Raw genomic sequence first — 12591 nt, 5'->3', positions numbered from 1 at the left:
AGATCGGAGGAGCGATGCTGGCGGGCTTTCCCATGTATGACTGGCCGGAGGTCCGTGATGCGGCCGACGCGTTCTGGAGCACGCTGCAGCACTCTCTGCGTACCCGTGGCTTCGATGCGTCGGACTGTCTTTGGCGCGAAGACGACCTTGCCTCTTTCTGGCGTTCGCCGGACCTTCTGATCGGCCAGACCTGCGGGCTGCCCTTCGCCACCGATCTTGCCAGCGCTGTCCGGCTAATCGGCACGCCGGCTTATGATATAGGCTGCTGGCCGGGCTTTTACTATAGTGTGCTGATCGCGCCTCGGGGTCGCAGTCACTCAGGCCTAGAGCGCTTTACCGGCCGCGTTGCGGTCAATGACCTCAAGTCGCAGTCAGGCTATGCGACTCTGATGACATCGCTGATGGCGGCCGGTGCGGATGCGGCGGCGATCAGGATCGAGATGACCGGATCGCATCGCGCCTCTGTCGAAGCGGTCGCGGATGGGCGGGTGGATCTGGCCGCGATCGATGCGGTCTCGTTTCAGCTGGCCAAGCGCCATATGGCTGTGGCCTCGGAGGTGGAGATAGTTGGCAACACGCTGCCGACACTCGGCCTGCCTCTGATCACCGCATTGCCCGAAGATGCCCGGGACGCGCTTGCCGATGCGATGGAGGAAGCAGTTGATCGACTTGGACCCGCAGCGCGCGAGACTCTTCTTCTCACCGGCTTCGTGCGAACAGACGCATCCGCCTATGCACCCCTTGCAGAGAATTGGGCGCTGGTTCAGGCGTGGCTTGGCCTTCAGGCTGCCGCATCGGTTATTCCGGCTCGGATATCGGCATGATCGACAAGCTGGAATTTTTTATCGCGCTGGCAAAGGAGGGCCATTTCGGGCGGGCGGCCGAAGAGTGCGGCATTTCCCAGCCGTCTCTCTCCGCCGCCATCCGCCAGTTGGAAGAGAGCCTCGGGGTGCAGCTCGTTCTGCGTGGATCCCGTTATCAGGGGCTGACCCCGGAGGGCCAGCGGGTGCTGGAATGGGCGCGCCGTATCGTCGGTGATGCCCGCACCATGCGAGAGGAGATGCGTGCGGCCCACAAAGGCCTGACCGGCCATATCAGGCTCGCCGTCATCCCGACCGCGCTTGCCATGGTGCCGCGGCTGACAGAGCCGTTCCAGGCCCGGCATCCGGATGTGACCTTCTCGGTTGTCTCGCGAAACTCGCTGCAGGTTCTGTCCCAGCTCGACAATTTCGAGATCGATGCGGGGATCACCTATCTCGATAACGAGCCGCTTGGTCGGGTCACCAGCGTACCGCTCTATGCCGAGCGCTACACGCTCGTCACCGCCGAAGGCACGGCATTCGCAGATCGCGAAACCGTGACCTGGGCCGATATGGGCGGCGTTCGGCTTTGCCTATTGACCCCGGACATGCAGAACCGGCGCATTATCAACCAGAACCTGAGCAATGCCGGTATCCCGGTAAGGCCGATGCTGGAATCGAATTCCATGGTCGTTCTGCTTTCCCACGTCGCAACGGGGCGGTGGGCAAGCATAATGCCGCGAAATGTCGCCCGATCCTTCGGATTTTCGGACAAGATTCGCATGATTCCTGATCGTCGAGCCCGAAGCGGTGCATGTCGTCGGGCTGGTCGCCACGCATCGCGAACCGTTCACGCCGCTCGTTTCCGCTTTGCTTCACGAGGCGCGCAGCCTCAACTTGAGCGACGAAAATCGATAGTTTTTTCTATCGCGTAACCGAACAGCCTTATTGATCCTGCTGCTACCTCTTGTCAGACTTCCGGCAACATAAATGCATTTGCCGCTTTGGTTTTTCCTTCGCGGCGAATGGCTGGGAGGCTGTCAGGAATGAATGTGCGTGTAGCGAGCGGCGCCTATGCCGAGCGTGCCCTTCCGATCATCCAGGAGCTGAAAGGCCTGGAAGGTCCGATGCTGCCGATCCTGCATGCCATTCAGGCGGAGTTCGGTTACGTGCCGGAAGAGGTAAAGCCGGTCATTGCCAGCGAGCTCAACCTGTCGCGTGCCGAGGTGCATGGCGTCGTTACCTTTTATCACGAGTTCCGCGACCATCCGGCGGGCCGGCATGTGCTGAAGCTCTGTCGGGCCGAGGCCTGTCAATCGATGGGCAGCGACCATATTGCAGATCGGGCGCGGCAATTGCTCGGCATCGATTTCCACCAGACGACGCTCGACGGCGCGGTGACGCTGGAGCCCGTCTACTGTCTCGGCCTCTGCGCCTGCGCGCCGGCGGCGATGCTGGATGATGAAGTCTATGGCCGGGTCGACGAGCACTGTCTTGCCGACATGGTGGCGGAGGCACGCCGATGACCGTAACGATTTTCGTTCCCAAGGATGCGGCCGCCCTAGCGCTCGGCGCCGAGAAGGTGGCGAAGGCCATCGAACGGGAAGTGAAAGCCCGCGGGCTTGAGGCCCGGATCGTGCGCAACGGGTCACGCGGCATGTTCTGGCTGGAGCCTCTGGTGGAGGTGCGGACCGAGCGCGGCCGTATCGCCTACGGGCCGGTCAAACCCGGCGATGTGGGAGGCCTGTTCGATGCGGGCCTGATCGAAGGCGGAGGCCATGAACTCTGTCTTGGGCTGACGAAGGAAATTCCTTCCTTCGTCAGCAGACACGCCTGACCTTCGCCCGCTGCGGCGTCACCGATCCGCTTTCGCTAGATGACTATCGCCAGTACCAGGGCTTGAAGGGGCTTGAAAAGGCTGTCGGCATGGCGCCGGCGGATATCGTCAAACAGGTCACCGACAGCGGTCTTCGCGGTCGCGGCGGCGCGGGTTTCCCGACCGGCATCAAGTGGAAGACGGTGTTGGATGCGGCGGCTAGCCAAAAATACATCGTCTGCAATGCAGATGAAGGCGACAGCGCGACCTTCGCCGACCGGATGATCATGGAGGGTGATCCCTTCGTGCTGATCGAGGGCATGGCGATTGCCGCGGTCGCGACCGGCGCGACCAAGGGTTATGTCTATATCCGCTCGGAATATCCGCATGCGATCGCGACGATGACGACGGCGGTAGAGATCGCTCGGCAAGCCGGCATTCTCGGGCCTTCGGTACTCGACTCCGCCCACGTCTTCGACATGGAAATCCGGTCCGGTGCCGGCGCCTATGTCTGCGGCGAGGAGACGTCGCTGCTCAATTCGCTGGAAGGCAAGCGCGGCATTGTGCGTGCAAAGCCGCCGCTGCCGGCGCTGCAGGGCTTTCTCGGCAGGCCGACGGTGGTCAACAATGTCATTTCGCTCGCCTCGGTGCCGATCATCATGGATCGCGGCGCGGAGTTCTATCGCGATTTCGGCATGGGCCGGTCGCGCGGTACTATCCCGATCCAGATCGCCGGCAACGTCAAGCATGGCGGGTTGTTCGAGACGGCCTTCGGCCTTTCGCTCGGCGAGATCGTCGATCATATCGGCGGCGGCACGTCGACGGGACGGCCGGTCAAGGCGGTGCAGGTGGGCGGGCCGCTCGGCGCCTATTTCCCGCGGGCACTGTTCAACACACCGTTCGATTACAGATCCTTCGCGGCCAAGGATGGGCTGATCGGCCATGCGGGCATCACGGTGTTCGACGATACGGCCGACATGCTGAAGCAGGCGCGGTTCGCGATGGAATTCTGCGCCATCGAAAGCTGCGGCAAGTGCACGCCCTGCCGCATCGGCTCGACCCGCGGCGTCGAAACCGCCGACAAGATCAGGCAAGGCATCGAGCCGGATAAGAACCGGGCACTGCTCGCCGACCTCTGCAACACGATGAAATTCGGCTCGTTGTGTGCGCTCGGCGGGTTCACGCCCTATCCGGTGATGAGCGCGATGAAGCATTTCCCGGAGGACTTTTCGCCGGCACCGATGGTGGAGGCTGCGGAATGACGGAGACGAAGGTCAAGGGTCCGGCGAGCTATTTCCCGTCGATAGAGAAAACATATGGCAAGCCGATCGAGCACTGGAAGAGCCTGATCCTGCAGCAGGCCGGCAGGAAACATATGGAAATCGTGGGCTGGCTGAAAGCCGAGCACGGTCTCGGGCACGGCCATGCGAATGCGCTTGTGGCGCACACGCTGGCCGAAAAGAGCGCAAGCTAGGAGGAGCAACGCATGTCCCTCGTTCATGAAATCGACTACGGCACGCCGGCATCGCGGTCTGAGGCCCAGGTGACACTTACCATCGACGGTCGCGACATTACCGTGCCGGAAGGCACGTCGATCATGCGGGCCTCGATGGAGGCCGGTATCAAGGTGCCGAAGCTCTGCGCCACCGATATGGTCGATGCGTTCGGCTCCTGCCGCCTGTGCCTCGTCGAGATCGAGGGGCGCAACGGCACGCCCGCTTCCTGCACCACGCCCGTTGCGGCGGGCATGGTGGTTCATACTCAGACGGGCCGGCTGAAGGATATCCGCAAGGGCGTGATGGAGCTTTATATCTCCGACCATCCGCTCGACTGTCTCACCTGCGCCGCCAATGGTGACTGCGAATTGCAGGACATGGCGGGCGCCGTCGGCCTGCGCGATGTCCGCTACGGCTATGAGGGTGACAACCATGTCCGCGCCCGCAACAGCGGCGAGATCAACGCCAAGTGGATGCCGAAGGACGAGTCGAACCCTTACTTCACCTATGACCCGTCGAAATGCATCGTCTGCTCCCGCTGCGTGCGCGCCTGCGAGGAAGTGCAGGGCACGTTCGCGCTGACGATCGAGGGACGTGGTTTCGGGAGCCGGGTATCGCCCGGCGCGCACGAGCATTTTCTCGATTCCGAATGCGTCTCCTGCGGCGCCTGCGTGCAGGCCTGCCCGACGGCGACGCTGATGGAAAAGTCGGTGATTTCGATCGGCCAGCCGGAACATTCGGCGGTGACGACCTGCGCCTATTGCGGCGTCGGCTGTTCCTTCAAGGCGGAGATGCGCGGCGAAGAGCTGGTTCGTATGGTGCCGTGGAAGGACGGGCAGGCGAACCGCGGCCATTCCTGCGTCAAGGGCCGCTTTGCGTATGGCTATGCGACCCACAAGGACCGCATCCTCAACCCGATGATCCGCGAAAAGATCTCCGATCCATGGCGAGAAGTGACCTGGGAAGAGGCCTATGCGCATGTCGCCTCCGAGTTTCGCCGCATCCAGTATCAGTATGGCCGGGATCGATTGGCGGCATCACCTCGTCGCGCTGCACCAATGAGGAAACCTTCCTCGTTCAGAAGCTGATCCGCGCCGGTTTCGGCAACAACAATGTTGATACCTGCGCCCGCGTCTGCCATTCGCCGACCGGCTACGGTCTCGGCCAGGCGTTCGGCACCTCGGCCGGCACGCAGAATTTCGACAGCGTCGAACATACCGACGTGGTGATCGTGATCGGCGCCAACCCGACCGACGGGCATCCGGTCTTCGGCTCGCGGCTGAAGAAGCGTTTGCGCCAGGGCGCCAAGCTGATCGTCATCGATCCGCGCCGCATCGATCTCGTCAAGACACCGCATGTCGCGGCTGCCTACCACCTGCCGCTGAAGCCCGGCACCAATGTTGCAGTCATGACGGCGCTGGCGCATGTCATCGTTACCGAAGGCCTGTTCGACGAACAATTCATCCGCGAGCGCTGCGACTGGTCGGAATTCGAGGATTGGGCGGCCTTCGTCGCCGAAGAGCAGCACAGCCCGGAAGCGATCGAACCGTTCACCGGCGTCGAGCCTTCGCTGATCCGCGGCGCTGCCCGGCTGTTTGCCACCGGCGGCAACGGGGCGATCTATTACGGGCTCGGCGTTACCGAGCACAGTCAGGGCTCGACGACTGTCATGGCGATCGCCAATCTTGCGATGGCAACCGGCAATATCGGTCGCCCGGGCGTCGGGGTGAACCCGCTGCGCGGCCAGAACAATGTGCAGGGCTCCTGCGACATGGGCTCCTTCCCGCACGAGCTGCCGGGCTATCGCCATATTTCGGACGATGCCACACGCGACACGTTCGAGAAACTCTGGGGCGTGACGCTCGCCAACGAACCGGGCCTGCGCATCCCCAATATGCTGGATGCCGCCGTCGAGGGCACGTTCAAGGGCATCTACATTCAGGGCGAGGATATCCTGCAGTCCGATCCGGATACCAAGCATGTCTCGGCCGGCCTCGAAGCGATGGAATGTGTCGTCGTGCACGACCTCTTTTTAAATGAGACGGCCAATTACGCCCATGTCTTTCTGCCGGGTTCGACCTTCCTGGAAAAGGACGGCACCTTCACCAATGCCGAGCGGCGTATCAACCGCGTCCGCAAGGTGATGAGCCCGAAGAACGGTTATGCCGACTGGGAAGTGACCCAAAAGCTTGCCCAGGCGATGGGGCTCAACTGGAACTATGCGCATCCGTCCGAAATCATGGATGAGATTGCCGCGACGACGCCGAGCTTCGCGCTCGTCTCCTACGATTATCTGGAAAAGCTCGGCTCGGTTCAGTGGCCGTGCAACGAGGCGCATCCGGAAGGTTCGCCGATCATGCATGTCGACGGCTTCGTGCGCGGCAAGGGCAAGTTCATTCGCACCGAATATGTGGCGACGGACGAGCGCACCGGCCCGCGCTTCCCGCTGCTTCTCACGACCGGCCGCATCCTCAGCCAGTATAATGTCGGCGCCCAAACGCGTCGGACGGAGAATGTCGCCTGGCATGCGGAAGACCGGCTGGAGATCCATCCGCATGATGCCGAACAGCGCGGCGTGAAGGATGGCGACTGGATCAAGCTTGCCAGCCGCTCCGGCGATACGACGCTCAGGGCGCTGATCACCGACCGCGTGGCGCCGGGGGTGGTCTATACAACCTTCCACCATCCGGATACGCAGGCTAATGTCATAACAACCGATTTTTCGGACTGGGCGACAAACTGCCCTGAGTATAAAGTGACGGCAGTTCAGGTATCACCATCCAACGGCCCCACCGAATGGCAGAGCGATTACGACGCGCTGTCGCGACGGTCGCGACGCATTGCGGGCAAGCTGGAAGCAGCAGAGTAAGGACAAATGAATGGCGGGTTTCAAAACGACCACCGTTGCGCAGGAAATCATTCGCCGCAATGGCGTCGTTCGTGCCGGAAGCCGTTCCGTGCCTGAAGAGGTGCCGATCGCCTTCTCCTATGGCGGTTCGACCCATGCGGTGATGATGGGCACGCCGGCGGATCTGGAGGACTTTGCGGTCGGCTTCAGCCTGACCGAAGGCGTGATCACCTCGATGGACGAGATCGAGGAGGTCACGGTTCTGGACGAGGGCCGTGGGCTCGACGTTCAGGTGCGGCTTGCCGAGGACAAGGAAGATGCGTTGCGTGCCCGTCGCCGGCACATGGCCGGGCCGGTGGGCTGCGGGCTATGCGGCATCGAGTCGATCGATCAGGCGATGCGCGTCGTGCCGGATGTCTCGGAAATCTCGATGACGCTTGGTCCGCGCGACATCACGACGGCCATGGACGCACTCAACGGCGCTCAGCCGCTGCATGCGGAAACCCGCGCCGTTCACGGTGCCGGCTTCTTCATTCCCGGTGAAGGGTTGATTGCCGTGCGCGAGGATGTCGGTCGGCACAATGCACTCGACAAGCTGGCAGGTGCGGTGATCCGCGCCGGCCGCAACGGTGCCGATGGCATTGTCGTCGTCACCAGCCGCATCTCCGTCGAGATGGTGCAGAAGGCCGCAATCCTCGGCTCCTCGACGCTAGTTGCCATTTCGGCGCCCACCGCCCTTGCCATCCGCACCGCGGAAGAGGCAGGCATGACGCTGGTGGCGCTCACCCGCGGCGAGGATTTCGAGATCTTTTCGGGGGCGCAGCGCATTTCCGTGGGAGCGGTTTCGAATGTCGCATGAACCCGGCCAGGATGATGGGCATGATAAGGGACAGGACAAGCTGATCCGCATGGCGAACCAGATCGCCACCTTCTTCATGTCCCAGCCGGAGAAGGTGCGGACGGAAGGCGTTGCCACCCATATCAACAAATTCTGGGAGCCGCGCATGCGCCGGCACCTGTTCGAACATCTCGACCGCGGCGGAGAGGGACTGATGCCGTTGGTCGTGGAAGCTTCCGCATTGATCAAGAGGCCTCCTGCCCCGGCGCCGATCGGCGTGGCGGGAGGCGACAGCAAGCCGGCAGAGCTCGCGACGCCGCAAAACTAGATAATCATTTTGATTTCGCCGGCCATCTGTGCCGGCCTTTGTTTTTCAGTCATGGATCTGGAGGAGGGATTTTATGGCAGTCGCAGGGGCAACAACAACGAATTTCACACAACCCGGCCTGCTCGATAGGGAGCGGATCATCGCGAAACCGGGCTTCAATCGATGGCTCGTGCCGCCGGCAGCGCTCGCCATCCACTTATGCATCGGCATGGCGTATGGTTTCAGCGTCTTCTGGTTGCCGTTGACGCGCGCGATTGCCGGCACGCCCGATCCTTCCTGCGCCAGCCTCAATCTCGTATCCGCCCTGTTCACCACGAGCTGCAACTGGCGCGTGGCCGATCTCGGCTGGATTTACACGCTGTTCTTCGTGCTTCTCGGTTGCTCCGCGGCGCTCTGGGGCGGCTGGCTTGAGCGGGTCGGCCCGCGCAAGGCTGCCTTCGTCTCGGCCTGCTGCTGGTGCGGTGGCATTGTCATTGCCGCGATCGGCGTGATGACACACCAGTTATGGCTGATGTGGCTCGGAGCCGGCGTCATCGGCGGCATCGGCCTCGGGCTCGGCTATATCTCGCCCGTCTCGACACTGATCAAATGGTTTCCCGACCGGCGCGGCATGGCGACCGGCATGGCGATCATGGGCTTCGGCGGCGGCGCGATGATCGGCGCTCCGCTTGCCAATATCCTGATGAATACGTTCAAGACGGATGTGTCGGTCGGTGTCTGGCAGACCTTCATCGTCATGGCGGCCATCTATTTCGTTTTCATGATGGGCGGCGCCTTCGGCTACCGTATCCCGCCGGCAGGCTGGCGTCCCGAAGGCTGGGCGCCGCCGGTCAGCATGGGTAAGACGATGATCACCCATAAGCATGTGCATCTGCGCGACGCCCACAAGACGCCGCAGTTCTGGCTGATCTGGGCCGTGCTCTGCCTCAACGTCTCGGCGGGTATCGGCGTTCTCGGCATGGCCTCGCCGATGCTGCAGGAAATCTTCGCGGGCTCGCTGATCGGCCTGCCTGACCTGACCTTCTCGCAGCTCGACGCGGGCCAGAAGGCGCAGATCGCGGCGATTGCAGCAGGCTTTACCGGCCTGTTGTCGCTGTTCAACATCGGCGGGCGGTTCTTCTGGGCCTCTCTGTCGGACAAGATCGGCCGCAAGAGTACCTATTACTGCTTCTTCTTGGTCGGCATCGTTCTCTACGCACTGGCACCGACCCTGGCGGATATGGGCAGCAAGGCGATGTTCGTCCTCGCCTTCGGCATCATCCTGTCGATGTATGGCGGCGGTTTCGCAACGATCCCGGCCTATCTGGCCGATGTCTTCGGCACCCAGTTCGTCGGCGCGATCCATGGCCGGCTGCTGACCGCCTGGGCGACCGCCGGTATTCTCGGTCCCGTCGTCGTCAACTACATCCGCGAAGCACAGATCAGCGCCGGCGTGGCGCCCGGGCCGGCACTCTATACCGGCACGATGTATATCCTTGCCGGCATGCTGGTGCTCGGCTTGATCGCCAATGCGCTGGTCCGGCCGCTGTCCGACAAGTGGTTCATGTCGGATGAGGAAGTCGCCTCGCTGCAGGCGAAGACCGCTGCTGCCAATCCCGGTCCGACCGGTTCCTTCGGCATCGGCACTGGCGGTCTCGATGCCAAGGCGACGATGGCCTGGGCTGTGGTCGGCATTCCGCTTCTCTGGGGCATCTGGGTGACGCTGAAGAGCAGCTTCGCGCTGTTCGGTTAGCCCGGTAAAAGGATCAGAGAGATTTGGGGCAGCATGCCCCCTTCCGTCTGAAGAAAAAACAGCCCGCTACGGTCACTCGTAGCGGGCTCGAATTTTACTCCACGTTATTATCCCGGCATCATGCCGGTTTATCTGGATGGCTCAGAAATCTTCCCAGCCGACCGCCTTCTTGAGGTCGGTATGGGGCGCGTGTAGTGGCATCTGCGTGACGCGACTGCCCCGGGGTGCCATCTGCACGGAGGCTGCCGTAGCCCCGCCGATATCGAACTGCATCAGCAGGCCGCGCAGGCTTTCGGCCTCGTTGGCAAGCGAGTGGCTCGCCGCGGTGGTTTCCTCCACCATAGCCGCATTCTTCTGGGTGGCGTGGTCCATCTGGTTCACCGCCTGGCTGATCTCGCGCAGGCTGGCTGCCTGTTCCCGTGAGGCTTCGACGATCGCGCTGACATTCTCGTGGATGCTCGAGACCTGGGACAGCATGTCCTTCAGCGACGCGCCGGTGCGGCCGACAAGCTCGACGCCGCCGGAAACCTGGTGGCTGGACGTGTTGATCAGCGTCTTGATTTCCTTGGCGGCAGTGGCGGAGCGCTGGGCGAGTTCACGGACTTCCTGCGCAACAACCGCAAAGCCCTTGCCGGCCTCACCGGCTCGCGCCGCCTCGACACCCGCATTCAGGGCCAGGAGATTGGTCTGAAAGGCGATGTCGTCGATCACGCCGATGATGTTGGTGATCTCGTTGGAGGATTTGGCGATCTCGTCCATGGCGGAGATGGCGTCGCGGACGACGAGGCCGGATTGTTCGGCATTCTGTCGCGTGCTGGTAACCAGACGCCCTGCCTCCTCAGCACGCTGGCTTGAATCGCCGACAGTGCGGGTGACCTGTTCCAGGGCGGCGGCGGCCTCTTCAAGCGACGCTGCCTGTTGTTCCGTGCGTTGGGCGAGCTCCTGGGATGCGTCGCGGACCTCGACAGAAGCGGCGGCGATGCCGGAGGCGTTCTGGGCGACGATTTTCATCGCGTCGCGCAGCTTGGCGGCCACCGCATTGAAGTCGTGACGGGTGGTTTCCATGCTCGGGACGAAGCGGGTGCCGATCTCCTGGTCGAGCTTGCCGTTTGCCAAGTCCCGCAGGCCGTTGCCGAGCATGCCGATGGCGCTCATGCGTGGCGTGACGTCGGTTGCGAACTTGACGACCTTGCAGACCTTGCCGTTTAGGTCGACGATCGGGTTATAGGCTGCCTGGATCCAGATTTCCTTGCCGCCCTTGCCGTAGCGAACGAATTCGTCGGCGATGAACTCGCCGCCGGCGAGCCGTTTCCAGAATTCGGCATATTCGGCCGAGGCCGCATAGGTCGGGTCGCAGAACATCCGGTGATGACGGCCCTTGATCTCGGAAAGATCATAACCGAGGCCGGAGCAGAAGTTCTCGTTGGCTTCGAGAATTTCGCCGGCCGGAGTGAATTCAATCACGGCCTGGGAACGGCTGATGGCGAGAAGCTTGCTCGCATCTTCCACCGCGCGCATCCTAGCGGCCGTGATGTCGGTCGCGATCTTGACGACCTTGTGCGGCCTGCCTCGACGCAGGATCGGGTTGTAGGAGGCCTGGATCCAGATTTCCCTGCCCGACCTGGTGAAGCGCTTGTATTCCCGCGCATCGAAATTGCCGGCAGCGAGGTTTGCCCAGAATGCCTTGTATTCTTCTGATGCGGCATAGGCCGGCTCGCAGAAGATACGGTGATGCTTACCCTTTATCTCCTCCAGCGAGTAGCCGAGGGCTTGGCAAAAATTGGTATTGGCATCGAGAATATGCCCGCTCAGATCGAATTGAATGACTGCCTGAGATCTTGAAATCGCAGCCAGTATGTCCGCTGCACCCGCCGTCCTGCCCAGTCCCAGCATGGAATGTCCCCTAGACCGCCTAACCTCTCTGGTTACGGCCGTGTTGTTATTGGAAGACGCTGTTAACCAATCAACGCGCTGAACTTCCGTTTATATTAGGACATCTAAAAATTAACGCGGACTTTATTTGAATTATGAATAATAGCCGGACAAAAAATAAAGCCGCCCGGAGGCGGCTTTTTTCGAGCGAGGGAAGCGGACGGCACCTTACGCGGCGATGTCTTCCATCTCGCTGCCCTTGAACATCTTGGATAGGTTCAGGAAGCAGATCATGCCGGTCTCGTTGGCGATGATGCCTTCCGAGAAGGACTTGTCGAAGGAGGCGGAAACTTCCGGAACCGGCTGAACTTGGCTCGACGGGATGGTCAGGATGTCGGACACGCGATCCACCAGCATGCCGATGACCATGTTGTGAACTTCTGCGACAACGATGGCGCTGCGCTCGTTTGCAACGGTGCTCTTCATGCCGAGCTTGTAGGCCAGATCAATGATCGGAATGACCGAACCGCGCAGGTTCATGACGCCGATAACATCTTTCGGGGCGTGCGGGAGAGGCGTCGACGGAGCCCAGCCGCGGATTTCGCGGATCGTGGTCGTCTTGACGCAGAATTCCTGATCGTGCAGGCGGAAGGCGATGATTTCCAGCACTTCGCCGCTGTACATTGTCGAATTGATCGTGGTTGCCATCATTGTCTGTCCCAGGTCTCCGTTGCCCCCGCGACGGTGGTGCCAGAAAGTTTGGGCAACCGGATACCATCACGTCCGCGTGTCGTCGTTCGCAAGCGAGATCTCAAGACGCGCACGATGGATTATAGCCGGCGATTATTGCTCAAACCTAAA

The 12591-nt window shown here is 61.8% G+C and carries 9 protein-coding genes and 2 pseudogenes; 9 read left to right on the top strand and 2 right to left on the bottom strand.

Annotation, left to right across the window (positions count from 1 at the left end):
- The first annotated feature begins 14 nt into the window (after nucleotides 1-14).
- From N7E02_RS12880 to N7E02_RS12840, 9 genes and pseudogenes are all read left to right on the top strand, one after another.
- Nucleotides 15-824: a phosphate/phosphite/phosphonate ABC transporter substrate-binding protein gene (locus tag N7E02_RS12880; RefSeq protein WP_286582343.1), complete on the top strand. Its 810-nt coding sequence runs from the start codon at nucleotides 15-17 to the stop codon at nucleotides 822-824.
- A complete protein-coding gene (locus N7E02_RS12875; RefSeq protein ID WP_286582341.1) occupies nucleotides 821-1735 on the top strand; it encodes a LysR family transcriptional regulator in 915 nt (304 codons plus the stop codon). Before N7E02_RS12880 ends, N7E02_RS12875 begins: the two co-directional genes overlap by 4 nt.
- 111 nt (nucleotides 1736-1846) lie before the next feature.
- Nucleotides 1847-2326 (top strand): formate dehydrogenase subunit gamma, encoded by a 480-nt coding sequence (locus tag N7E02_RS12870; protein WP_286582339.1) that lies wholly within the window; start codon nucleotides 1847-1849, stop codon nucleotides 2324-2326.
- Nucleotides 2323-3878 (top strand): annotated as a pseudogene (locus tag N7E02_RS12865) (formate dehydrogenase beta subunit). Before N7E02_RS12870 ends, N7E02_RS12865 begins: the two are co-directional and overlap by 4 nt.
- The gene (locus N7E02_RS12860) at nucleotides 3875-4090 is read left to right on the top strand and encodes a DUF4287 domain-containing protein (RefSeq protein WP_286582338.1); all 216 of its coding nucleotides are present in this window, start codon (nucleotides 3875-3877) and stop codon (nucleotides 4088-4090) included. The pseudogene N7E02_RS12865 and the gene N7E02_RS12860 overlap by 4 nt, the downstream one beginning before the upstream one ends.
- Before the next feature lie 12 nt (nucleotides 4091-4102).
- Nucleotides 4103-6981 (top strand): annotated as a pseudogene (fdhF, locus tag N7E02_RS12855) (formate dehydrogenase subunit alpha).
- A 10-nt stretch (nucleotides 6982-6991) separates the two neighbouring features.
- Nucleotides 6992-7819: a formate dehydrogenase accessory sulfurtransferase FdhD gene (gene fdhD, locus N7E02_RS12850; RefSeq protein ID WP_286582336.1), complete on the top strand. Its 828-nt coding sequence runs from the start codon at nucleotides 6992-6994 to the stop codon at nucleotides 7817-7819.
- Nucleotides 7809-8126, top strand: a complete 318-nt coding sequence (locus N7E02_RS12845) for a formate dehydrogenase subunit delta (protein ID WP_286582333.1) — start codon at nucleotides 7809-7811, stop codon at nucleotides 8124-8126. The genes fdhD and N7E02_RS12845 overlap by 11 nt, the downstream gene beginning before the upstream one ends.
- Before the next feature lie 73 nt (nucleotides 8127-8199).
- Nucleotides 8200-9858: an OFA family MFS transporter gene (locus tag N7E02_RS12840; RefSeq protein ID WP_286582332.1), complete on the top strand. Its 1659-nt coding sequence runs from the start codon at nucleotides 8200-8202 to the stop codon at nucleotides 9856-9858.
- Between the two features lie 141 nt (nucleotides 9859-9999).
- Here the strand turns inward: N7E02_RS12840 and N7E02_RS12835 are convergent, their stop codons facing one another.
- Entirely contained in the window at nucleotides 10000-11751 is a 1752-nt protein-coding gene (locus N7E02_RS12835) for a methyl-accepting chemotaxis protein (protein WP_286582331.1), read from the bottom strand.
- 207 nt (nucleotides 11752-11958) lie between these two features.
- A complete protein-coding gene (locus N7E02_RS12830; protein ID WP_286583801.1) occupies nucleotides 11959-12438 on the bottom strand; it encodes a chemotaxis protein CheW in 480 nt (159 codons plus the stop codon).
- Nucleotides 12439-12591: the final 153 nt, after the last annotated feature.

Origin of the sequence: Terrirhizobium terrae, assembly GCF_030323265.1 — a bacterium.
Classification (GTDB): Bacteria; Pseudomonadota; Alphaproteobacteria; order Rhizobiales; family Rhizobiaceae; genus Neorhizobium.
Note: the sequence above shows the minus strand (reverse complement) of the source record. Positions and strands in the feature narration are given on the sequence as shown.